The organism is Actinosynnema sp. NPDC050801 (assembly GCF_040673975.1).
In the GTDB taxonomy this organism is placed as follows: Bacteria; Actinomycetota; Actinomycetes; order Mycobacteriales; family Pseudonocardiaceae; genus Actinosynnema.
The window spans coordinates 83,017-107,775 of the sequence record NZ_JBFAQZ010000008.1 but is presented as its reverse complement, the minus strand read 5'-3'; the positions used below and the strand labels follow the sequence as shown (position 1 = coordinate 107,775).

Sequence of the window (24,759 nt, the reverse complement as noted above, 5' to 3'; positions counted from 1 at the left end):
CCCGGCTCACCGGCCGGGGATCACCGCTCCGGTCGCGTCGAACGCCTCGTGGGTGAGGTCCTGGTAGTCGTACTCGGGCGTGCCGGGCAGCTCGAAGACGAAGACGCCGTTGCGCACCCGCGCGGGGATCACCCGACCGTCCGGCGTGCGGAAGTTCACCGCAGCCACGTCGTCACCCGCGTACCCGACGACGGTCGCCCCGGGCCGACCCTCGTAGCCGGTCAGGGAGAGGCCGCCGAACGGCACCTTCCGGCCCGAATGGTCGTCCGCTTCCGCGGTGACGACCGTGATCCCCCGTTCACCGACGCCGCACTCCAGCAGCGTGTCGTCGGAGACGGCGCCGATCACGAGCCGGCCGTCGTCGCGCAGGTGGGCGGGCCCCATCGTGAACGCCTCGTCGGTGCCCGCCTGCTCGACGCACCGCTCGAACGCCGCCGCCACCTCGGCCGGTGCCACGCCGCCCGACCACGGCCGGGCCTGGCCGGCCACCGACGCCGGTTGCGCCAACACGATCCACGCCGTGGCGACGACCACCGCGAACCCGACCGCGGACCACCTGACCACTCGTGACATCACCCACCCCCGGCGTAGATCATGCCTGGTGGCGGCCGCTCCGGGGCGGAAATCGCGGCAGAGCCGGCGATGTCGTCTCCGCTCCGCTGTGGACGGCACCGGGTGCGTACGCCAACGGCAGGTATCGGACCGACGCCGGGTTCCGACCCACCACGACATCGGCATCGATTACTGGGTCGACGTCGTCCCCACCACGAGCTGAAACCTTCCGCCCCTGACGTCGGGACCGGCATCGCACAGTGGTGTCGCCGGCGCGGCCGACCCCGACACCGCTCGGCGGACAGGAGAGGGCTCTGCGGGCGCGGCACGCCGCCGAGGTGCCGCGCCCGCAGCCCGATCGGTCCGACCTGTGGGTCAGGAACCGACCTGGAACGTGGCGTCGGCCCGATCCGTCGAGGTGCTGATCGGGTCGATGCGCAGCACGTATCCGGCGTGCCGGAGGTGCCGGTCGGGGAAGTTGTGGGAGCGGAAGGAGGTCCAGGCGCCGTCGGCCAGGCCGGCGACGCGGTGGAACGTGGCGTCGGCGGCGAAGGTCGCGCTGCCGTCGTCGGCCGCCAACGCCAGCGCGTAGTTCACGTGGCGCAGGTAGCGGTCGGGGTGGTTGACCGAGCGGAACGACACCCCGGAGGAGGACGCGAGGCCGGGCACGAGCTGCCACATCGAGTCCTGGTAGGGGTCGAACGGGTAGGGGTCGATGCGGGCGACGTTGCCCGCGTGCCGGACCAGGTGGTCGGGGAAGTTGTAGGACTTGATCCGGTTCCACCTCGGCGCGCCCCACCGGGACAGCAGGTTGGCGTGCTCGGTGGCGGTGATGCCGCAGATGGTGGGGTGCTTGGCGTTGAGCGGCTGGGTGTACTGCGCCTTGGTCAGCGGTGTCCACGAGTTGGCGTTGATGTCGCCGCTGCGCCACGCGTACAGCTCGCCGTTGACCGGGGAGAACGAGTCACCCCACAGCCACCACTCGTTGCGGTTGTGCGCCTTGACCACGATCGGTGCTTCGATGCCGCCGTTGACGACACCGCTGGTGTAGGTGCCGCGGTCGAAGCTGCGCGGGTTGAGCGTGCTGGACCGGGCGCCGTAGAGGCGGCCGTCGGCGAAGCTCTTGTAGTACAGGTAGTTCGTGCCGTTGCCGACGTGCACCGTGGCGTCGAGGACGTTGAAGCCGGGGTCGAAGAACAGCTGCGGCGCGCTGACGGTGACGAAGTCGGTGGTGTAGTTGACGTAGAAGGCGTCACGACCGCCGCTGTTGGCCGAGTAGAGGATGCCGTACTGGCCTCGCGCGGCGTCCCAGAACGCCTCGGGCGCCCACGTGTGGGTCGGCATCGAGTGCATCTTCAACCGGCGGTACCCCGTGAACGACCGCAGGTCCGCCGAGTCCCAGGCGTGGATGTACTGGTTCTGGCGGGTGAAGTCGGTGCCGGTGAGGTCCGTGGCCAGCACGACGAACCCGCCGTTCTGCTTGCGCATGATGAACGGGTCGCGCAGGCCGCCGGTGCCCGCCGTGGGCGTGGCGACGGGGTTGTTCTGGTTGAGCGGGGTCCACGTGAGCCCGTCGGTGCTGACCGCCAGGTGCAGGGCGTAGCGGTCGGCGACCTTGTTCGGTGACTCGGTGAAGTACCCCATCACGTAGGCGGAGTCGCCGGGGGCCGCGGCGGCGGTCCCGGTCCGGGCCAGGGCCAGTGAGGCGAGTCCTCCGGCCAGCAGCGTGCGTCGTTGCAACATCAGCCGTGTGTGCCTTTCACGGGGAGCCCCGGGGCGGGCGGGAGACACCCGCCCCGGGGGAGGTTCATTCGCCGGACGGTGCGGTGAGCGTCGTGCCGAGCCGGACCGGGGTGCCGAAGTTGGGCGTGCCGTCGGCGTTCCAGGTGAACTTCTGCGCGCGGGTCGACCGGTTCATGTCGCAGCCGCCGCCCGCGGAGTCGTTGGCGTGGTAGACGATCCAGTCCTCGGTGCCGTCGGGCGACTTGAAGAACCCGTTGTGGCCGGGCGCGAACACGCCGTTGCCGTCGTTGCGCTGGAACACCGGGTTGGGCGACTTCGTCCAGTGGGCGCGGTTCAGCGGGTCGGAGCCGGTCAGGGTGAGCAGGCCGAGCTTGTAGTCCGGGCCCCAGCACGCGCTGGCCGAGTACACGATCATCGTGCGCCCGTTGTGGTACAGCGGCTCCGCGCCCTCGTTGACCGGTGCCGTCTGCCGTTCCCAGGACAACGTCGGCTGGCTGATCGTGCGCCGCGCGCCGCTGATCGTGTACGGGTTGGACAGCGGGGTGATGGTCAGCGACTGGGTGCCGTCCATCGCGCTGCCCATCAGGTACAGCCGCCCGTTGTGCTGCAGGATGCTTGGGTCGAGTTCCCACGTGTTGCCGAGGTCGGCCTTGAAGCTGTACGGGCCCATCGGGTCGGAGCCGGAGGACTCCAGCACGTGCAACCGCTGCGTCGGGTTGTAGTCCGACACGTTCTGCCCGGCCACGTAGTACAGGTACCAGCGGCCGTTCAGCAGGAAGAACTCCGGCGCCCACATGTTGCAGCACCCGTTGGGCCGGGTCAGGTTGAAGACCACCTGGTCGGCCGCCGTGGACAGCCCGGCCAGCGTGCGCGACCGGCGCATCGTGATCGTGGAGTTCCACGTCGTCGTGGCCAGGTAGTAGTACCCGTTGTGGTACTGCAGCCACGGGTCGGGGCCGTTGCGCTTGATCGGGTTGGTGAACGTGCCCGGCGCGGGCGTGCCGAGCTTCACCAGCTGCCACTGCTGGTTCGTGCCGCCGGTGTCGGGCCACTGGATGAGCTGCGCGCCGTCGGCGGTGGAGAAGTCCAGCACGTCGACCGCCTTGCCGCTGGCGCGGTTGAGCAACCGCACGTACCCGCCGGCGGAGTCGGCGAGGCGGAACTGCTGGCCGGTGCGGTTGGCGTCGGTGTTCTGCACCAGGCCGGCGCGGTCGGCGGTGGAGGGGAAGTCCAGGACCTTGCCGCTGTGCCGCGACTTCAGCCGGTAGTAACCGCCGCCGGAGTCCACGAACTGCCACTGCTGCCAGGCGCCGTCGTTGCGGGTGTACTGCGAGATCCTGGCACCGTCGGCGGTGGCGAGGTCGTAGACGTCCAGCGCCTTGCCGCTGTTGCGGTTGACCAGCACGTACGAGGCGTTGGTGTCGACCACCGCCGCCGACGCGGCGGTCGGCACGGCCACCGTGACCGCACCGAGCAACGTGGTGACGGTGGCCAGAGCGAGGCCGCCGCGGCGCGCGCTCCGATAAGTCGATCTCATGGTTGCTCTCCCTGCGACGCTGCATGGACGAACGGTGGCCCGCGGGCGTCGAGCCTGGTGCGGGCCGGTGGGACGGCGTGGCGGCGGATCGCGGTGCGGGCGGACGGGGTCGCCGTCTACTCGGGTCGCGCCTGTTAACGCTAACAGCACGATCGGCGACGGTTCAATAGCCGCGTCACTTCGCCCGCCGGTCAACCCTCTGTAGTCGAAGATGTTCGACAGATTAGGCCGATCGGCCGCACCGCGCCGCTCTGTTAGCGATAACAGGTGCCCGGATTCCACGTCCGCCGGGAATTGACCCCGACCGGGCCGGGGAAAGCCTTCGGTGACCGGTCGGACACGCCGCGCAACGCGCCATAGGGAGATTCAATAAGTCACGCCACCCATAACCAATGGATGGTTCGACCATTCAGTGGATTCCACATTACGAGACGCGGCGCGTAACGTTGCGCGAACGGCAACCCGCCCGCATCCGCCCAGGGCTGGAGAACACTGCATGAGTGACGAGAACGCAGATAACAATGAATTCCTGGTCGTGGTGAACGACGAGGAGCAGTACTCGGTCTGGTTCGCCGACCGGGACCTCCCGCTGGGATGGCGGGCCGAGGGGACACGCGGCACCAGGGAAGACTGCCTGGCCCACATCGGCCGGGTGTGGACGGACATGCGCCCGCGCAGCGTCCGCGAGCACATCGCCGCGCACCGCGGCTGACGCTCCACCCGGATCCACCCTCGCGCATTACGCACACCTGCCCCAAAAGGGCGGTCAAGGCTGTCCGGAATTGGTCTCCGGGAATTCCCGGCGGCCGGTTCGGTCGTGCGCGCCCGAAACACATTCATCGGGGAGGCTTTGGTGCACACCGATTCGGTGCCGAGACTCGTGCCCGCGCTGCCGTTGCAGAGCGGAATGATCGCGGCCGGGTTGCGGGACCCGTCGGCCGGGACGGACGTCATCCAGTGCGTGCAACACTGGCCGCACGGCCTGGACGCGGGGGTCTACCTGGCGGCATGGCGGGCGGCCGTCGGACGGCACCCGGTGCTGCGGACCCGGTTCACCTGGCGCGCGGACGGCGGCATGGAGCAGTGGCCGGGACCGGTCGACGACGTCCCGCTGCTGGTGGACGACTCGGTGGCGGACCTGGACGCGTTCCTGGCGGCCGACCGGCGGGCGGGGGTCGACCCGGTGTCCGCGCCGCCGCTGCGGGTCGTGGCGCTGCCCGGGAACGTGGTGGCGCTGCCGGGTGACGTGGTGGTGGCGACGTTCCACCACGCGATCCTCGACGGCCGGTCGCTGGCCATGCTGCTGGCCGAGATCGACGACGACTACGCGGCCCGGCTCGCGGACGGCCCGCTGGAGTTCGTCCCGCGCCCGGACTTCACCGACTACGCCCGGTGGTACGACGCCCGTACCGCGCCCGAGCACCCCCGGTACCTGGCCGACGAGCGGTTCTGGGCGGCGGAACTGGCCGGGTCGGCCGAACCCGGTCCCCTGCCGCTGGAGCACGCCGGGCCGGACACGCCGGTCATGGCCACCGCCGCGCTCGCCCTGTCCGATGCCGAGACCGAGTCGGTGCGGGCGTTGGCGACGCAGACGGGCGTCACGGTGAACACGCTGGTGCTGGCCGCGTGGGGCTTGGTGCTGACCACGCACGCCCACGCCGACGAGGCCGTGTTCGGGGTGACCAGGGCGGCGCGGCACGACACCGTCGACGGCGCGGCGGACATGCTCGGACTGCTGCTGGCGACCGTGCCGCTGCGGCTGCCGGTGGACCGCACCGCGTCGGTGGCCGACTGGCTGCGGTCGGTGCGGGAGCGGTCGGTGCGTGCGCGCGACCACCAGTTGTGCCCGCTGCCGGTGATCCAGCGCGCGGCCGGGCACGACGTGCCGCTGATGCGGAGCCTGGTGTTGTTCGAGCACCGGGAGCTCGGCACGGTGCTGGCTGCGCGACCGTCCGCACCGCCCGGCAGGAGCGTGCGCATCCTGCGCACCCCCGGCTACGCCATGACGTTGTACGCCTTCGCCGAACCGCGCCTGAGCTTCCAGCTGATCCACGACACCGGCCGGTTCCCCCGGTGGGCCGCGGACGCGGTGCTGGCGCAGGTGCGGGACCTGCTCGCGGACATGGCCGGGGCGCCGGACCGCCCGGTGGGCGAGCTGGGCGGTCCGCGCGACCGGGCCGAGGTGTTGCGGCGGTGGAACGACACCGCGGTCGACTACCCGGCGGACGCGACCGTGCCGGACCTGTTCGCCGAGCAGGTGCGGCTGCGGCCGGAGGCGGACGCGGTCTTCGACGGCGACCGGTGGATCGGCTACGCCGAGCTGGACGAGCGGTCGAACCGGTTGGCGCACGTGCTGGTGGCGCGGGGCGCGCGGGTCGACCGGCCGGTGGCGCTGTCGCTGCCGCGCGGTGCGGACTTCGTGGTCGCGGTGCTGGCCGTGCTGAAGACCGGCGCGGCGTACCTGCCGCTGGACCCGGCGAACCCGGCGGCACGCGACGCGGTGGCGTTGCGCGAGTCCGGCACGCCGCTGGTGGTGTCCGACCGGCCGCGCGCGCTGCCCGGGGGCGTCGCGTCGGTGGTCTTGTCCGAAGTGGACCTGGCGGCGCAGTCACCGGTGTTCCCGGTGGTCGCCGCGCACCCGTTGGGCGTGGCGTACGTGAACTACACGTCCGGGTCGACCGGCAGGCCGAAGGGTGTCGCCGTGCCGCACCGGGGTGTGGTGCGGCTGGTGACGCGGCCGACGTTCGGGCGGTTCGGACCGGGGCGGACGTTCCTGCACCTGTCCGCGACCGCGTTCGACCTGACCACGCTGGAGGTGTGGGGGGCGCTGCTGACCGGCGGCCGGGTCGTGCCCGCGCCGCCGGGCCCACCGGACCCCGCAGTGCTGGCCCGGCTGCTACGCACGCACCGGGTGGACGTGCTGTGGCTGACCGCCGGGTTGTTCCACCAGCTCGACCCGTCGGTGGTGGCCGAGGTGGAGCAGTTGCTGGCCGGTGGTGACGTGCTGGCCCCGGACGCGGTGCGCGCGGCGTTGGCGGTGCGCGGCGGCAAGCCGGTGGTCAACGGGTACGGGCCGACCGAGAACACCACGTTCACCACCTGCCACGTGGTGCGGTCGGCCGCGGACGTGGGCGCCACCGTGCCGATCGGCACGCCGATCCAGCGGACCACGGCGTACGTGCTGGACGAGGCGATGCGGCCGGTGGCGGTGGGTGTGCCCGGCGAGCTGTACACCGGTGGCGACGGGTTGGCGCGCGGGTACTGGGACGCGCCGGCGTTGACGGCGGCGAAGTTCGTGCCGGACCCGTTCGGCTCGCCCGGCGGGCGGCTGTACCGGACCGGCGACCTGGCGCGGTGGCGGCCGGACGGGGTGCTGGAATTCCTGGGGCGCGCGGACCGCCAGGTCAAGGTGCGCGGGTTCCTGGTGGAGCCGGCCGAGGTCGAGGCCGTGTTGCGGGTCCACCCGGCGGTCGCCGCGGCGGCCGTGCTGCCCATCGGCGACGACGACGCGCGGCACCTGGTGGCCTACGTCGTGCCGAGCGGTGACCTGGACGTCGAAGACGTGCGTGCGCACGTCGCGGAACGGCTGCCCGCCTTCCTCTGCCCGGCGCGGTACGTGCCGCTGGCGGAACTGCCGCTGAACCGCAGCGGCAAGGTGGACCGGGCGGCGCTGCGGTCGGTCCGTGCCCCGGGCGCGCGGGGCACGGACCGAACCCTCCCGTCGACCGCCACGCAACGGCGGTTGGCCGGGTTGTGGCAGGACCTGCTCGGCGGGTCGGAGGTGTGCGCGGAGGACGACTTCTTCGCGGTGGGCGGCAACTCGCTGCTCGCGGTGCGGCTGGCGTTCCGGGTGCGCGAGGAGTTCGGGGTCGAGGTCCCGGTCGCCGTCCTGCACCGGACCCGGACGCTGGCGGCGTGCGCGGCGGCCGTGGACGCCGCGGCGGGCGCGGCCGTCGTCCTGCCCGCGGGGATCACCCGGCGCGACCGGTCGGCGTACGTGGTGCTCGAGCCGCGGACGCCCGCGCCGGTCGAGCCGGTGGCGGACCACCTGGTGCTGCCCGGCGGTGCCGGTGACTGGGCGGCGTGGCGGTGGGTCGAGCTGCGCGGCACGGGGTTCGGCATCGAGCCGCTGCTGGCCGTGGCGAGCCCGGACGCGGCCCGTGCGGCGGAGGCGGTGACGGCGGCCGAGGACGCGGTGGGCGAGGCCCGGTGGGCGGCGTTCCGGGTGCTGCGGGACGCCGAGGACCGCGCTCACGGTGAGCGGCGGTCGGCGTTGCGGCGGATCGGCAGGCTGGTGCGCAAGGGGCGGTTCGCCGAGGCGCGCGCCGCCGTGGCCGCGCTGCCGATCGCGGATCCGGTCGCCGTGGCCGGTGCGGACGCGGTCGCCGTGGCCGGTCCGGAGGCGGTCGACGCCGCGTTGGTCGCGGCGGAGGAGGCCGCCGCACGGCAGGAGACCCTGCTCGCCGAGTACACGACCCGGTTCGAGGCGGGCCGCGCGGCGGCCGCCGGGGTCCTGCGCGTGGTCAGCGGTGACCCCAGGTTCCGCGAGGCGGTGGCGTGGCAGAACCCGCGCGCCCTGCGGACCGCCGTCGACGCGTTGCACGCGGCGCTGTCCGGTGACCGGTCCGCGTCGCGCAACGTCGACTACCGCCGCTGGGAGCACACGGTCGTCAGCTACCTCCAGCGCTACTGCGCCAAGAACGACACCATCGGCTTCTTCGGGCCGGTCGGCTGGGCCAGGGTCTCCGACGACGCACCCGCCGCGATCACCGCGAGACCCGGGCCGAACCTCGTCGACTCGCGCACCACGTACCTGGAGAACTGGGCCGTCCAGCAGCTGGCCGAGGCGTTGACCACCGACGCCGTGCGGCCGTGGGCGGTGCCGCGGCGGATGCCGTTCGTGGACGTGGAGGGCGACACGCTGCACGTCCCGATGACCGGTCCGGTCCGGCTGCCCGCGTTGGACGCGGCGGTGCTGGCCGCCTGCGACGGGCTGCGCCGGGCGCCCGAGCTCGCGCACGACCTCGACCGGCCGGTGGAGGACGTGCTGGCGACCCTGGAAGGGCTGCGGCAGGCCAAGCGGATCGCGTGGACGTTGGAGGTGCCGCCGGAGGCGTTGGTGCCGGAAACGGCCCTGCGCGACCAGATCGAGGCCATCGGCGACCCCGAGGTCCGGGCCGGGGCCGAGCGCGCGCTCGGCGAGGTCGAGCAGGCGCGGGACGAGGTGGCCGCGGCCGTCGGCGACCCAGACCGGCTGGTGCGGGCGATCGACGAGCTGCACGAGAAGTTCACCGCGATCACCGGCACGGCCGCCGTGCGGCGACCCGGCCTGTTCTACGCCGGTCGCACGGTGGTGCACGAGGAGTGCCGACGCGACCTCGACGTCACCCTCTCCCCCGCCTTGGTGGACACGCTGTGGACGCCGTTGTCGCTGGTGCTGGAAGCCGCACGGTGGTTCACCTCCGCCGGCGCGGCCCTGTACGGGCGGGCGCTGCGCGAGGTGTACCGGGAACGGGTCGCGGCCACCGGCTCGGACCGGGTGCGGCTGGCCGACTTCTGGTTGTGGGCCAACGACACGATCTTCCGGCTCGACGAGCGGCTGATCGACCGGCTCGTCCGCAGCCTCCAGGACCGCTGGGCCAAGGCCCTGGGACCGGCCGCGTCGGACGGGCGCGAGGTCCACTACCGGGTGGGGGACGTGCGGGACGCCGTGCTCAAGGCGTTCGCCACGCCCCGACCGGGGTGGCGCGGCGCGGTCCAGCACAGCCCGGACGTCCTGATCGCGGCACGGGACGAGGACGCGATCCGGGCCGGTGACTACCGGTGGGTGCTGGGCGAGGTGCACCCCGGCGTGAACACCATGCGCTCGGCCTTGTTCGTCTCCCAGCACCCCGATCCGGCTCAGCTGCGCGCGGCGATGAAGCACGACATGGCGGGACCGCGGATCGTCCTGGCGACCACCCGCGAGGAGGGCGGCACGCCGCAGCGGCTCGCCGACGCGCTGGTCTCGCCGGACGACCTGAAGATCGTGTTCGGGCACGACGCGTGCGGGCCCGGGTTGCGCGACGCGGTGCCGGTCGGCGCGTGCGAGGTGACCGAGACCGGCGGACGGCTGGTAGCGCGCAGCCGTGACGGCCGGGTGTGCCACGACCTGGTGGAGCTGCTCAACGAACAGGTGATGGCGCAGCTGGTGCAGCACTTCCGGCTGGTGCCCGCGGGCGAGCACACACCCAGGACCAGCCTGGACCGGTTGGTGGTGGCCCGGGAGGGCTGGCGGTTGCCCGCCGCGCGGTCGGCGTTCGCGTTCGCCCCGGACGAGGCGACCCGCTTCCTGCGGGCGCAGGCCTGGCGGCGTGAGCACGGCGTGCCGAGGTTCGTGTTCGTGAAGAGCCCGGTGGAGCACAAGCCGTTCTACGTGGACCTGGAGAGCCAGCCGTCGGTCGAGTTGTTCGCGCACGCGGTGCGCGCGCTGGACCGCGAGAGACCGGACGCGCCGCTGGGCGTGGGCGAGATGCTGCCCGGCCCGGACCAGCTGTGGTTGACCGACGCCGCGGGCTCCCGGCACACGGCGGAGTTCCGGGTCGTGGCGGTCGACCGCCGGGGTTGGCCCGAGGGCGCCGGTTCGCGGGACGCCAGTGCACGACAAGCCAGTGCACGAGATGCCGGTGCACGAGCTGCCGGTTCGCGGGACACCGGTTCGACGGGTGTCGATCTGAGGGGGGAGGGATCGCGATGAGCGCGGTGATACCGGAAGGTCGGGCGGACGAGGTGTTCCGCTTCCCGGCTTCGTCCGGGCAGCGCAGGTTGTGGCTGGTCGACCAGCTGCTGCCCGAGAGCCCGGTCTACAACATCGGCTGGCGCGTCGGCATCGACGGGCCGTTGGACGCCGAGGCGTTGGGGACGGCGCTGGACGCGCTGGTCGCCCGGCACGAGGCGTTGCGGACGCGGTTCGCGGCCGAGGACGGCGTGCCGGTGCAGGTGGTGTCCGCGGCGGTGACCGTGCCGTTGGTGCGGCTGCCGTCCGGTGACGTGGACGCGGTGGTGCGCGAGGAGGTCTGCCGTCCGTTCGCGTTGCACGGCGGGCCGTTGCTGCGCGCGGGCCTCGTGCGGGTCGGACCGGACGAGCACGTGCTGGTCCTGGTGCTGCACCACACGATCGCGGACGGCTGGTCGTGCGCGGTGCTGTTCGACGAGCTGGCCCTGCTCTACGCGGCCGAGGTCGCCGGCGAGCCGCACGACCTGCCGGACCTGCCGGTGCAGTACCCCGACTACGCGGTGTGGCAACGGGAGCAGGTGGAGGCGGGCGCGTTCGCCGCCGACGCGGAGTTCTGGCGCGAGGCACTGCACGGCGTGCCGACCGTGCTGCCGCTGCCGACCGACCGGGCACGACCGTCGACGCCCACCGGGCGCGGCGCGGAGCTGCGGGCGGAGCTGACCGTGCCGGACGGGTCGTTCGCCCGGCTGCTGGCGGTGTTCCAGTGCGTGCTGCACCGCGTGACCGGGCAGGCGGACTTCCTGGTCGCCACGCCCGTCGCGGCACGCACCCTGCCGGAGACCGAGGGCCTGGTCGGGTTCGTGGCCAACACCCTGCCGCTGCGGGCCGGGTTCGACGCCGACACGACGTTCGGCGAGGTGGTCGCGGCGGCCGAGGAGGCGACCGTGGCCGCGCTGGCCCACCAGGACCTGCCGTTCGAGCAGCTGGTGGACATCGTCGCGCCGCAGCGGACGCTCGCCCACGCGCCGCTGGTGCAGGTGATGTTCGCGGTCGAGCCGGTGCCACCGGCGCGTGCGGCCGGTCCGATCACGTTGCGCCCCGAGGCGGTCGCGAACGGCGGGGCGAAGTTCGACCTGTCGTTGACCGTCGAACGGGCGGACGGGCGGTGGTTCGCCCGCTGGCAGTACGACACCGAGCTGTTCACGCCGGAGACGGTCGCCGCGCTGCACGCGGTGTTCGCCGCCGCCGTGCACGCCTCGCCCGCCGACCGGGTCGCCGAACTGCCGCTCGGCGACGACGCGCCGCAGGAACCCGCCGTCGACGTGCCCGCGGAGACCGCGGCCGACCTGGTGTTCGCCGCGCTGGCCGAGCACCCGGACGCGGTCGCCGTCGAGGGCGCGCTGACGTGCGGCGAGTTGGACCGCGCGGCGAACCGCCTGGCGCACGTGCTGCTCGCGGCGGGCGCGCGGCCCGACCAGCCGGTGGCGCTGTGCCTGGACCGCGGTGCGCCCATGGTGGTCGGCATCCTCGCCGCGTGGCGGGCCGGTGCGGGCTACCTGCCGCTGGACCCGTCGTGGCCGCCAGCGCGGCTGACCGCCATGGTCGCGGGCTCCGACGTGCCGGTGCTCGTCACCGACGGCGCGTCCCGTGCGACCACCGGACCGCTGACCGGCCCGTGGACCGAGGTGGACCTGGACACCGCCGACCTCGACGCCCGACCGGACACGCCGCCGCCCGCGGTGGCGCAGCACCCTGGGATGCTGGCCTACGTCATCCACACGTCCGGGTCCACCGGCAAGCCCAAGGGCGTGCGGTGCACCCAGGGCGGCCTGGCCGCGTTGCTGCGCGCGATGGGCGATATGACGCGGCTGACGCCCGACGACCGGCTCGCGTCCATCACCACGCCCGCCTTCGACGTCTCCACCGTGGAGATGCTCGCTCCGCTCATCGGCGGCGCGACGCTCGTGGTGATCCCGGCGGACGACGTGGCCGACGGCGGGCTGCTGCGCGCACGCATCGCCGAGACCGGTGCGACGGTCGTGCAGGGCGGCCCGGCGAGCTGGCGGATGGTCGTCGCGGCCGGTGGCGTGCCCGCGGGCGTGCGGCTGCGGATCAGCGGTGGCGAGGCGATGACCCGCGACCTCGCCGACGACCTCCAGACCGACGGCGCGATCCTGATCGACGGTTACGGCCCCACCGAGACCACGGTGTACTCGGCGGCCGGTGTGGTGTCGCACGCGCCGGACCCCGTTCGGCTCGGCCCGGCGGTGCGGGGCACCTCGCTGCACGTGCTGGACCCGCTGATGCGCCCGGTGCCGCCGGGCGTGATCGGCGAGCTGCACATCGGGGGCGCCGGCGTGGCCCGCGGCTACCACGGGCTGCCCGGCCTGACGGCGGACCGGTTCCGCCCCGACCCGTTCGGCGCCACGCCCGGCGGGCGGCTCTACGCCTCCGGCGACCTGGTCCGCCGGCACTCCGACGGGAGGCTGGAGTTCCTCGGCCGCGCGGACCGGCAGCTCAAGGTGCGCGGCTACCGCATCGAGCCGGGCGAGGTCGAGGCCGTGCTCCGCGCCCACCGGGACGTCGCGCACGCGGTCGTCGTGGCCTGGTCCGCGCACGCCGCCGACGTCCGGTTGGTCGCCTACGCGGTGCCCGCCGACCCGGGCGTGGACGAGGACGAGCTGCGTCGGCGGGTGCGCCCGCACCTGGCCGCGAGCCTGCCCGACTACATGCTCCCGGCCGCCGTCGTCGTGCTGCCCGCGCTGCCGCGCACCGGCACCGGCAAGATCGACCGCGACGCGCTGCCCGATCCGGTGTGGACGACCGAGGACGTCGAACGGGTCGAACCGCGCGACGACGACGAACGGCGGCTGGCGCAGATCTGGCGCGAGGTGCTGAGCATGCCCGCGGACGCGCCGCTCGGCGTGCACGACAACTTCTTCGCCCTGGGCGGCCACTCGTTGACCGCCACCCAGATGCTGGCCCGCGTGCGCGTCGCGCTGGACGTGGACCTGCCGTTGGCCACGCTGTTCGCCGCGCCCACCATCGCCGAGCTGCGCGCGAACCTCGGCGGCGCCACCGGTGCGGCGGCCCGGGGACCGCTGCCGTTGCTCGACCAGCTCGACGAGCTGTCCGACGCGGAGATCGACCGCCTGCTCGGCGCCCTGGCCGACGAGGACGAGGCATGACCGGGGACGCGCTGGTCGTCGGCGCGGGGCTCGCCGGGTCGCTCACGGCCGTCTACCTGGCCCGACGGGGGTTCGGCGTGCGGGTGCTGGAACGGCGGGGCGACCCGAGGTCGCCGGGTGTGCGGGAGGAGGGCCGGTCGATCAACCTCGGCCTGTCCCAACGCGGCATCGTCGCGTTGCGGGAGGTCGGTCTGCTGGAGCGGTTGGCGCCGCTGACCGTGCCCATGCGCGGCCGGGCCGTGCACCTGCCGGACGGCACGCTGCGGTTCCAGCCGTACGGGTTGGCCGAGGACCAGATCCTGCACTCCGTGCTGCGGCACGACCTGAACGTGGCGTTGGTGGACGAGGCCGAGCGGCTCGGCGTCGAGTTCTCCTGGGGCCGCCGGGTGACCGCCGTCGACCGGGTGAAACCCGCGGTCACCTCGGACGACGGGACCGTGCACACGGCCGACCTGGTCGTCGGCGCGGACGGCGCGTTCTCCGCCGTGCGCGCACAGCTGGGACGCGGTCTGCGGATGGACCTGCACCAGGAGTTCCTGGAGTGGGGCTACAAGGAGCTGCTGATCCCGGTCGGTGACGACGGCGAGCCGCGCACCGAACTGCGGGCGCTGCACGTGTGGCCGGGTGACGACGGCCTGATCGTGGCGCACCCCAACGCCGACGGCTCGCTCACCGCGACCGTGTTCCTGCCGTTCGAGGGCGAGCACGGGTTCGCCGGCCTCACCGAACCGGAGCGGGTGCGGTCGTTCTTCGCCCGCCGGTTCCCGGACACGCCGACCCTGATCCCGGACGTGGTGGAGCAGTTCCTGGCGCACCCGCCGGCCGGCCTGGTCAGCGTGCGGACCGCGCCCTGGCACGTCACCACGGACGAGGGACGGGGTGTGGTGCTGATCGGGGACGCCGCGCACGCCGTGTACCCGTTCTTCGGACAGGGCATGAACGCCGCGTTCGAGGACTGCTCGGTGCTCGACCGGTGCCTGGCCGCGCACCCCGGCGACCTGCCGAAGGCGTTGGCCGAGTTCGAGAGCGCCCGGCGGCCCCACACCGACGTGCTGGCGGAGCTGTCCAAGCGCAACTTCGTGGAGCTGCGCGACAAGCTGCGCTCGCCGCTGTTCACCCTGCGCAAGAGGGTGGACCTGGCGCTGAACCGGCTCTTCCCGAGCGCGTGGGTGCCGCTCTACACCTTGATCGCGCACACCACGGTCCCCTACGGCGAGGCGTTGGCGCGGGCCAGGCGGCAGGACCGCCTGCTCGGCGGCGTCACGGCCGCGCTGACCGGTGCGGCACTCGCGGGCCTGGCCCGCCGGTCCCGGAAGAAAAGGCAGGTGAGTTGATGCTGATCCATCCGACCCACCAGGCCCACCCCCTGGTCGAGCCCGCGGACTTCGCCGCGCCTCGGCTTCCCGACGCGGTCGCGGCGCACGAACTGCCGCTGCGGACCGTGTTCGAGTGGGCCGGTGAGTACCTGTGCGGACCGCACCCGGACCTGGGGCGGCGAGGCGCGGTGTGCCCGTTCACCGACACGTCCCTGCAACGGGGGCTGTTCTACCTGTCCGTGCACACCGGCACGCCCCAGCGGCCCGACGAGCTGGCCTCGCTGCTCCTGCACTACCGCGACTGGTTCGCCGAGCTGGAACCCAGGAGGGGGCCGGGCGCGCAGTTCAAGACCATCCTGGTGCTGTTCCCGGACCTGACCGAGTTCGACGTGGTGGACCGGGCGCAGGAACTGCTCAAGCCGCAGTACACCCGGGACGGGTTGATGCTGGGCGAGTTCCACCCCGGGCCGCCGCAGAAGGCGGGCCTGTGGAACCCCGTCTTCCGGCCGCTGCACAGCCCGGTGCCGCTGCTGGCGATCCGGCACATGGTGCCCACCGACTTCCCGTTCCTGCGGGACGACGACACCACCGTGGCCGCCTACCTCGAACGGTTCGGCGACCGGGTGCCGACGCACCTGCGCGACCACGTGCGCGCCGCCGCCGACCGGCTGACCAGGTCCGGGAGCACCTCATGACCGAGCTGTCGGACACCGACCGCACGACCGCGTCGGCGCGCAAGCGCGAGCTGGTGGCGCAACGGCTGCGCGCCCGTGCCGCCGCGCCCACCGCGTACCCGCTGTCGTTCGGGCAGCAACGCCTGTGGTTCCTGGACAAGTTCTCCCCCGGCAGCGCCGTCTACAACGTGCCGGTCGCGCTGCGGCTGCGCGGTCGGCTCGACCCGGTCGCGCTGCGCCGCGCGCTGGACGTGCTGGTCGACCGGCACGCGTCGCTGCGCACCACGTTCCCCGACTCCGGCGGTGAGCCGGTGCAGCTCGTCGCGCCCACCGGCACCGCCGCCCTCACCACCCACGACCTGCCGGTGCGCGACTCCACCGGCGGGGACCGGGACGAGCGGGCGCAGCGGTTCGCCGACGAACGCGGCGGCATCGGGTTCGACCTGCACCGGGGACCGCTGTTCACGGCGAGCCTGGGCCGGTTCGCCGACGATGACCACGTCCTGGTGCTCAACCTGCACCACATCATCTCCGACGCGTGGTCGCTGTCGGTGCTGCTCGGCGAGCTGGGGCAGGCCTACGACGCGGCGCTGGACGGCCGCCGGCCGGACCTGCCCGCACTGCGGTTGCAGTACCCGGACTTCGCGGTGTGGCAGCGCGACCGGATGGCCGACGACGTCGTCGCCGGGCACCTGGACCACTGGGCGCGGCACCTCGCGGGCGCCCCGGAGCTGCTGACCCTGCCGACCGACCGGCCACGACCACCGGTCGTCACCTACCGCGGCGCGCTGCACTACGGCCACCTGCCCGTCGGCCCGCTCGAAGAGCTGGCCCGCGCGCACGGCGTCACGCTGTACATGGTGCTGCTGGCCGGGTTCGCGGCCCGGCTCGGCCGGTTGGCCGGTCAGGACGACGTGGTGGTCGGCACGCCGGTCGCCGGGCGCGCGCACCCCGACCTGGAAGGCCTGATCGGGTTCTTCGTCAACACGCTCGCGTTGCGCGCGCACGTGGGCGGCGATCCGACGTTCACCGAGCTGCTGGCCCGCACCCGCCAGGTCGTCACGGACGGTCTCGCGCACGCCGACCTGCCGTTCGAGCGCCTGGTGGAGCACCTGAGCCCGCAGCGCAGCACCGGCCACGCGCCGATCTACCAGGCCCAGCTGATCCTGACCAACACACCGCCGATGGCCATCGCGATGGCCGGGCTGCACGTCACGCCGCTGGTGCCCGACCCGAAGGTGGCGAAGTTCGACCTGACCGTGGCCGCCGACCAGCAGGGCGACCTGTTGGCGCTGGGCGTGGAGTACAGCACCGACCTGTTCGATGAGTCGACCGTCGCCGAGTTCACCGACCGGCTGATCGCGCTGCTCACCGCCGCCGCCGAGCACCCGGAACGGCGGATCAGCGCACTGGACGGGCTGACCGGCCTGCGCCGGTGGCAGGTCCTGCGGGGCGACAACGCCACCGACCTGGAGCTGCCGCCCGCCCGCACCGCGCTGGACCTGATCGCGGGACGGGGCACCGCGGTGTCCGGTGTGGACTCGCACCTGACCTACGCGCAGCTGGACGCACGCGCCGAACAGGTCGCCGCACTGCTCCGAGCGCACGGCGTGGGCCTCGGGTCGGCGGTCGCGCTGTGCCTGCCGCGCTCCCCCGACCTGGTCGCCGCCGTGCTGGGCGTGTGGAAGGCGGGGGCCGCGTACGTGCCGCTCGACCCGGGCTGGCCGGACGACCGGTTGGCGTCGATGCTCGCCGACTCGGGCGCGGCCGTACTGGTCACGGGCCGCGAGCTGCCGTTCGGCGGCACGGTGCTGAGCCTCGCCGACGCGGACCGGTTCGAGCCGGGACCCGTGCCGTCGCCCGCGTCCGGCGAGGACCTGGCGTACGTGATCTACACGTCCGGCTCGACGGGCACGCCCAAGGGTGTGGAGGTGCCGCACCGGGCGGTGGTGAACCTGCTCGTGTCGTTCCAACGGCTGCTGGCCCTGACCGCCGAGGACCGGCTGGCCGCGGTGACCACGTTGTCGTTCGACATCTCCGTGCTGGAACTGCTGCTGCCGTTGACGGCCGGCGCGGAGGTGCTGGTCGTGCCGCCGGACGTGGCCGCCGACGGCAGCGCGCTGCGCGAGCTGCTGAGCCACCGCGAGGTCACCGCCCTGCAGGCCACGCCGGCGACGTGGCGGCTGCTGCACGCGGCAGGCGGGGTGCCCGCCGGGGTCGTGACGCGGATCTGCGGCGGCGAGGCGCTGCCGCGCGACCTGGCCGACGACCTGCTGACCGACAACGCGTTGCTGTGGAACGCCTACGGGCCGACCGAGACCGCGGTGTGGTCGTCCGCCGGTCTGGTCGAACCCTCCCCCGCACCGGTGGTCCTCGGGCCGCCGATCGGCAACACCCGGCTGTACGTGCTCGGCCCGGGGCTGGAGCCGGTGCCGCCGGGCGTGGTCGGCGAGCTGCACATCGGCGGCGCGGGCGTGGCCCGCGGCTACCACGACCGGCCGGGGTTGACCGCGAGCCGGTTCGTGCCCGACCCGTTCGCCGAGGAGCCCGGACGGCGGCTGTACGCGACCGGCGACCTGGTGCGGCACCGGTCGGACGGCACGCTGGAGTTCCTGGGCCGCGCCGACCACCAGGTGAAGGTGCGCGGGTTCCGGATCGAGCTCGGCGAGGTCGAGGCCGCCCTGCTGGCGTCCGGCGAGGTGCGGGAGGCGGTCGTGCTGGCCTCCGACGACCGCCTCGTCGCGTACGTGGTGCCGGGTGCCGGGGTGGCGCGGGACGGGCTGTGGCCCCGGTTGCGGGCGCGGTTGGCCGAACGGCTGCCGGACTACATGCTGCCCGCGGCGGCGGTGGTGCTGGACGCGTTCCCGTTGACGCCCAACGGCAAGACCGACCGCAAGGCGCTGCCCGCACCGGCGTGGGACGTCTCGGGCGAGCGGGTGCCGCCGCGCGACGCGGTGGAGGAGGTGCTGGCGGACATCTGGGTCGAGGTGCTCGGCGTGCCGGACGTGGGCGTGCACGACGACTTCTTCCTACTCGGCGGCCATTCGCTGCTCGCGGCGAAGGTGCTGGCCAGGGTGCAGGCCGCGTTCGCCGTGACGGTGCCGATCGGCCGGATGTTCGCCGCGCCGACCGTCGCCGGGATCGCCGCCGCGCTGGTGGCGTTGGACGACCCGCCGGGACGGGTGGCCGCGGTGGCCGAGCTGCGGCTGCAACTGGCCGGGATGTCGGCCGAGGAGGTCGAGTCGATGCTCGGTGAGGCGAGGTGAGCGCGGCGGGTGCCGCCGGCGGCCAGGCCGGCTTGCGCCGCTTCGCCGTGGTGTGGGCCGGTCAGCTGGTGTCGGTGATCGGCTCCGCGCTGACCGCCTTCGTGCTCGGCGTGTGGGTGTACCTGGGCACGGGGTCGGTGACGACGTTCGTGCTGATCCAGTTCTGCGCGGTGGTGCCCGGCATCCTGCTCGCCCCCTACGCGGGCGTGGTGGCCGACCGGTACGACCGCAGGCGGATCATGCTCCTCGCGGACTGCGGCGCGGGCGTGGTGACGGCCCTGCTGCTGGTCGCGGTGTCGACCGACGCGTTGGCGCTGTGGCAGGTGTACGCGGCCACCGCGCTGACCGCGACGCTGAACTCGTTCCACATCATCGCCTACACGGCGCTGGTGCCCGCGTTGGTACCCAAGGAGCACCTGGGCCGGATCAACGGGCTGATGCAGATCACGCAGGGCGTGCAGATCGCCGCGCCGCTGGTCGCGGGCGCGTTGCTCGGCCTGGTGGGGCTGCGGGGCGTGCTGCTGATCGACTTCGTGTCGATGGTGTTCGCGGTGGTCGCGTTGGTGCTGGCCCGCCTGCCCGACGACGCCGTGCGGCCGGCGGGCTCGTCGGAGGAGGAGCGCGAGGGCATCGGCGCGGGCCTGAGGTGGTTGCGCGGCGCGCCCGGCTTGTTCGCGCTGTGCGCGGTGTTCGGGGTGTGGAACTTCCTGTTCGCCATTGCGGGCGGGTTGGTGCAGCCGTTGATCCTGTCGTTCTCCGGTCCCGCCACGCTGGGCGTGCTGATGGCCGCGGGCGGCAGCGGGCTGTTCATCGGCGGGCTGGTGATGGGCGTGTGGGGCGGGCCGAAGCGCCGGGTCCACGGCATCTACCTCGGGGTGGCGCTGGGCGGGGTGTTCCTGGTGCTGCACTCGCTCGCGCCGTCGCCGTGGCTGATCGGCGTGGCCGCGCCCGCGTTCCTGTTCACCCTGCCGTTGATCAACACGTGTTGCGTGACGTTGTTGCAGACCAAGGTCGACCCGGCCGTGCTGGGCCGGGTGCTGGCCGTGGTGCGGGTGCTCAGCACCGCCGCGATGCCCGTCGCGTTCCTCATGATCGGCCCGCTGACCGACGGCGTGGCCGAACCCCTGATGGCCGCCGACGGTCCGCTGGCCGGTGGCGTCGGCGCGCTGATCGGCGTCGGCGAGGGCCGCGGCATCGCCCTGATCTTCCTGGTCGTCGGCGTGCTGATGCTGGCGCTGGCGGCCTACGCCTGGTCCAGGCCCCGACTTCGGGCCGTGGACGACCTGCCCGACGCGGTGCCCGACGAGACGCCGTCGCCTGAGAGGACACTGGGATGACCGAGCTCTCCGACCACCGCGAACGCCTGCTGGCGAAGCTGCTCGCGGAACGCGGCCTGGCCGCCGCGCCCCGCGAGGCGGTGCCGCGTCGGCCCGAGGGCGCGGTCGTGCCGCTGTCGGGCAACCAGCGCGGCCTGTGGCTGACCGGGCGGCTCGGCCTGGACGCGGGCGCGTACGTCATGTTCACCGTGCTGCGGATCGCCGGTGAGGTCGACGAGGACCGGTTGCGCGCGGCCGTGCGGACCGTGATGGACCGGCACGAGGCGTTGCGCACCCGGGTCGTGGACACCGACGGGGTGCCCGAGCAGCAGGTGCTGGACGACGTGCCGGCGGACGTGACCTTCTCGACGGTCTCCGGCGAGGACGAGCTCGACGCCGTCCTCGTGGCCGAGGTGGACACGCCGTTCGACCTGGCCGTCGCGCCGTTGCTGCGGGTGCGGGTGGTGCGGGTCGGGCCGGGTGACACGACGATCGTGTTCAGCGCGCACCACATCGTGTGCGACGACCTGTCGCTCGGCGTGGTGGCGGGCGAGGTCGGCGACGTCTACGCGGGCGTGACACCGGAGCCGGTCGGTGCGCAGTTCCCCGACTACGCGCACTGGCAGGCGGACCGGCTCGCCGACGGCGAACGGCAACGGCAGCTGGACCACTGGCACGACCGGTTGTCCGGCGCACCGGACGTGCTGGACCTGGCGCTGGACCGGCCGCGGACGACGAGCCGCACCACCGCGGGCGGCAGCCACCGGTTCACCGTGCCCGCCGCGCTGGCCCGGAAGCTGGCCGAGGTGACCCGCGCGCACGGCTGCACCACGTTCGCCGGTCTGCTGGCCGCGTTCGGCGTGCTGCTGTCACGCCGGTCGGGCGCGGACGACCTGGTGATCGGCTCGCCGACCACGCACCGGCCGTTCCCCGAGTTGGAGCACTCGGTCGGCATGTTCGTCACGACCACCGCGCTGCGGCTGGACCTGTCCGGCGACCCGACCGTGGCCGACCTGCTCGGTCGGGCCCGGGCCACCGCGATCGACGCGCTCGACCACGCCGAGGTGAGCTTCGACGAGGTCGCCGCACGGGTCGCGCCGCGCCGCGACCTCTCGCACCACCCGCTGTTCCAGGTGATGCTGGTGCTCAACCGGGGCGGTCGCATGGATACCTGGGCCGGCATGAGCGCGACGGAGCTGCCCGTCGACCGCGCGACCAGCCGGTTCGACCTGACCCTGCACGTGCGCGAGACGGACGGCGACTGGCCCGCGAACCTGGACTACAGCACGGACGTGTTCGACGCGGACACCGTGGCACGGCTGGCCGACCACCTGGTGGCGGTGCTCGCCGCGCTGGTGGCCGACCCGTCCGCCCGGCTGTCCGCGGTGGACACGACGGCGAAGGCCGACCGCCTGGCCGCCGGGCGGCTCAACGGCGAACCGCAGGACGGCCTCGACCCCGGGCTGTCGATCCGCCCGCCCGCCGTGCTCGACCGGATCGCCGAGCAGGTCGCCGCCCACCCCGGCACCACCGCCGTGCTGGACCTGGCCGACGGCACGGAGTTGTCGTTCGCGCAGCTCGACCGGCGGGCCAACCGGGTGGCGCACCTGCTGGCCGGGTGGGGCGTCGGCCCGGAGACGCCGGTGGGCCTGGCGGTGAAGGCGGGGCCGCACGCGCTGGTGGCGCTGCTGGCCGTGCTCAAGGCCGGTGGCGCGTACGTGCCGCTCGACCCGGCGCACCCGCCGGCCCGGCTGGCCGGGCTGCTCGCCGACTGCGGCGCGCCCGTGGTGATCACCGCGCCGGGTGACCGTGACCGGTTCGGCGGGTTCCGCGGTGCGCTGCTGGACACCGGCGACGACGCGTTCACCGGCGAGGCCGACGCGCCGCCGGCCGCGGTCGTGCCCGTCGACGGGTTGGCGTACGTCGTCTACACCTCGGGTTCGACCGGCGTGCCCAAGGGTGTGCAGGTGCAGCACGACACGCTGGCCAACCTGACCGGGGCGTTCATAGACCTGCACGGGTTCGGGCCGGGGCAGCGGATCCTGATGGTCCCGCCGTTGAGCTTCGACGCGTCGGTGGGCGACGTGTTCCCGGCGTGGTGCGCGGGCGCGGCGGTCGTCCTGCACCCGGAACCGGCGGCGATCGGCGGCACGGACCTGATCGGGCTCTGCGCCGACCACGCCATCACCGCGGTCGACTCCCCCGCCGCCCTGTTCAAGCGCTGGGTCGCGGACCTGGCGGGCCTCGACGTCGACCCCGGTCCGCTGTCGGTGATGATGATCGGCGGCGAGGCGGTGCCGACGGCCGCGGTCGCCGACTGGGCCGCGTCGACCGGCGGGAAGGTGGCGCTGGTCAACCACTACGGACCCACCGAGACCACGGTCTGCGCCACGGCCTACCGCACGGTCGACGCGAGCGAGGTCGACCCGCGTGCGGCGACGTTGCCGATCGGGCGACCGCTACCCGGCGTGCGGGCGTACGTGCTGGACGCGAACCTGCGCACGGCGCCCGTCGGCGTGCCGGGCCAGTTGCACATCGGCGGCATCGCACCCGCGCGCGGCTACCGGGGCGATCCCGTGCGCACCGCGTCGGCGTACCTGGCGGACCCGACGGTCGTCGGCGGCCGGATGTACGCCACCGGCGACCTGGTGCGCCTGCTGCCCGACGGCACCCTGGAGTTCCTGGGCCGGGTGGACGACCAGGTCAAGCTGCGCGGCCACCGGATCGAGCCGGGCGAGGTGCGGGCGGCGCTGCTGGCGCACCCGGCGGTCGCCGAGGCGGCGGTGGCGGTGCGCGGCGACACCCTCGTGGCCTACCTCGTGCCGCGGGCACGGGCGGCCGCGCCGGGACTGGACGACGTGCGCGCGTTCTGCGCCGGACGGCTGCCGGACGCGATGCTGCCCGGCGCCGTCGTGGCGCTGGAGGAGTTGCCGCTCACCCGGCACGGCAAGGTCGACCTGGCGGCACTGCCCGAGCCCGACCCGGCGGCCCGGCAGACGCCGTACGAACCGGCGCGCACACCGGTGGAGCGGACGCTGGCCGAGATCTGGTCCGAGGTGCTGGACGTGCCGATGGTCGGCCGCCGGGACAGCTTCTTCGGCCTGGGCGGGCACTCGCTGATCGCCGCCGCGGTGCTGGCCAGGGTCCGCTCGCTGCTCGGCGTGACCGTGCCGCTGCGCGCCCTGTTCGCGACCGCCGACCTCGCCGAACTGGCCGAGGTGGTGGAGCAGGCGGCCGCGTCGGACCACACGTTCGCCAAGCGCTACAAGTCCGGCCTGCCGTCCGTGCCGGAGATGCGGGTCGACGCGGTACCGCCGGACGACATCGAGGTGCGGCACCCGGTGCGGACGGGGCCCGCGCAACGGGTGCTGCTGACCGGCGCGACCGGGTTCCTCGGCGCGCACCTGCTGGGTGAGCTGCTGTCCCGCACGGACGCCCAGGTGCACTGCCTGATCCGGGCGGAGACGCCGGCCGTCGCCCTGGCGCGCGTCCGGGCGAACCTGCGGCGCGCGCACCTCGACGTGTCGGAGGAGCAGTTGGCCAGGGTCGTGCCGGTGGTCGGCGACATGTCCCAGCCGCTGCTGGGCCTGGCGGAGAAGGACTTCGACGCGCTGGCCGAGAGCATGGACGCGATCTACCACAACGGCGCGGTGATGAACTTCGTCCTCACCTACCAGTGGATGATGCCGCCGCACGTGGGCAGCACGGTGGACGTGCTGCGGCTGGCCACCCGGTACGCGACCAAGCCGTTGCACCTGATGTCGACGCTCGGCGTGTTCCTCGGCGCGAACTACGACCGGCAACTGATCACCGAGGCCGACCGGCCCGAGGACCCGACCGGCCTGGACACCGGGTACCACACCACCAAGTGGGTGGCCGACATGATGGGCGTGCTCGCGCGGGACCGGGGCGTGCCGGTGTCGATCCACCGCATCGCCGCGATCGTGGGCGATGTGCGCACCGGGACGGCGAAGACGGAGTCGTACCTGAGCAGGCAGATCACGACCTGCGCGCACGCGGGCGCGGTGCCGAGGACGCCGGACGTGATCGACATGCTGCCCGTCGACCGGCTCGCGGGCGCGATCGCGGGCATCTCCACCCAGCCGTCGCCGCACGGTGCGCACTCCCCCGGCAGGGACTTCCACTACTACCGGGCCGACGGGTTCAGCTACGCCGACCTGGGCGAGGTGCTCACCGAGAAGGGCTACCCGACCCGGCTGCTGGAGTACGCGGACTGGCGCTCGTTGATGCTGGAGAGCCCGGACAGCGCGTTCGGGCCGCTGGCGTTCGGCCTGACCACCACGCACCGGGCGCACCCGGTGTTCGACTGCTCGGCCACGTGGGCCGCCGCGGCGTCGTGCGGGGTGGAGTTCCCGCCCGCCGACGCCGAGATGATCTCCCGCCACGTGGACTTCCTCGCCGCCGCGGGCGTGCTGCCGGAAAGGGGCTGAC

The 24,759-nt window shown here is 73.7% G+C and carries 11 protein-coding genes; 8 read left to right on the top strand and 3 right to left on the bottom strand.

From position 1 onward, the window contains the following. Positions 1-6 precede the first annotated feature (6 nt). The 3 genes from AB0K14_RS19765 to AB0K14_RS19755 all read right to left on the bottom strand — a co-directional run bounded on the left by AB0K14_RS19765 (position 7) and on the right by AB0K14_RS19755 (position 3,832). Complete coding sequence (locus AB0K14_RS19765) at positions 7-573, bottom strand: hypothetical protein (RefSeq protein WP_360459919.1); 567 nt, start codon at positions 571-573, stop codon at positions 7-9. A gap of 354 nt (positions 574-927) precedes the next feature. Beyond that, entirely contained in the window at positions 928-2,295 is a 1,368-nt protein-coding gene (locus AB0K14_RS19760; protein ID WP_360459921.1) for a glycoside hydrolase family 43 protein, read from the bottom strand. A gap of 64 nt (positions 2,296-2,359) precedes the next feature. Then, positions 2,360-3,832: a family 43 glycosylhydrolase gene (locus AB0K14_RS19755; protein ID WP_360459923.1), complete on the bottom strand. Its 1,473-nt coding sequence runs from the start codon at positions 3,830-3,832 to the stop codon at positions 2,360-2,362. Between the two features lie 496 nt (positions 3,833-4,328). Here AB0K14_RS19755 and AB0K14_RS19750 point away from each other — a divergent pair, with 496 nt between their 5' ends. The 8 genes from AB0K14_RS19750 to AB0K14_RS19715 all read left to right on the top strand — a co-directional run bounded on the left by AB0K14_RS19750 (position 4,329) and on the right by AB0K14_RS19715 (position 24,758). After that, positions 4,329-4,544 (top strand): MbtH family NRPS accessory protein, encoded by a 216-nt coding sequence (locus AB0K14_RS19750; RefSeq protein ID WP_360459925.1) that lies wholly within the window; start codon positions 4,329-4,331, stop codon positions 4,542-4,544. A 141-nt stretch (positions 4,545-4,685) separates the two neighbouring features. After that, positions 4,686-10,568, top strand: a complete 5,883-nt coding sequence (locus AB0K14_RS19745) for an amino acid adenylation domain-containing protein (protein ID WP_360459927.1) — start codon at positions 4,686-4,688, stop codon at positions 10,566-10,568. Further along, positions 10,565-13,735 carry an amino acid adenylation domain-containing protein gene (locus AB0K14_RS19740; RefSeq protein WP_360459929.1) on the top strand — a complete coding sequence of 1,057 codons (3,171 nt, stop codon included), beginning with the start codon at positions 10,565-10,567 and terminating at the stop codon, positions 13,733-13,735. Before AB0K14_RS19745 ends, AB0K14_RS19740 begins: the two co-directional genes overlap by 4 nt. Continuing rightward, positions 13,732-15,069 carry an NAD(P)/FAD-dependent oxidoreductase gene (locus AB0K14_RS19735; RefSeq protein WP_360459931.1) on the top strand — a complete coding sequence of 446 codons (1,338 nt, stop codon included), beginning with the start codon at positions 13,732-13,734 and terminating at the stop codon, positions 15,067-15,069. Before AB0K14_RS19740 ends, AB0K14_RS19735 begins: the two co-directional genes overlap by 4 nt. Beyond that, positions 15,069-15,746: a DUF6875 domain-containing protein gene (locus AB0K14_RS19730; protein ID WP_360459933.1), complete on the top strand. Its 678-nt coding sequence runs from the start codon at positions 15,069-15,071 to the stop codon at positions 15,744-15,746. The genes AB0K14_RS19735 and AB0K14_RS19730 overlap by 1 nt, the downstream gene beginning before the upstream one ends. After that, a complete protein-coding gene (locus tag AB0K14_RS19725) occupies positions 15,743-18,991 on the top strand; it encodes an amino acid adenylation domain-containing protein (protein WP_360459935.1) in 3,249 nt (1,082 codons plus the stop codon). The genes AB0K14_RS19730 and AB0K14_RS19725 overlap by 4 nt, the downstream gene beginning before the upstream one ends. Further along, a complete protein-coding gene (locus tag AB0K14_RS19720) occupies positions 18,988-20,328 on the top strand; it encodes an MFS transporter (RefSeq protein ID WP_360459937.1) in 1,341 nt (446 codons plus the stop codon). The genes AB0K14_RS19725 and AB0K14_RS19720 overlap by 4 nt, the downstream gene beginning before the upstream one ends. Further along, positions 20,325-24,758, top strand: coding sequence for an amino acid adenylation domain-containing protein (locus AB0K14_RS19715; protein WP_364338424.1), 4,434 nt, complete (start codon positions 20,325-20,327; stop codon positions 24,756-24,758). The genes AB0K14_RS19720 and AB0K14_RS19715 overlap by 4 nt, the downstream gene beginning before the upstream one ends. Position 24,759: the final 1 nt, after the last annotated feature.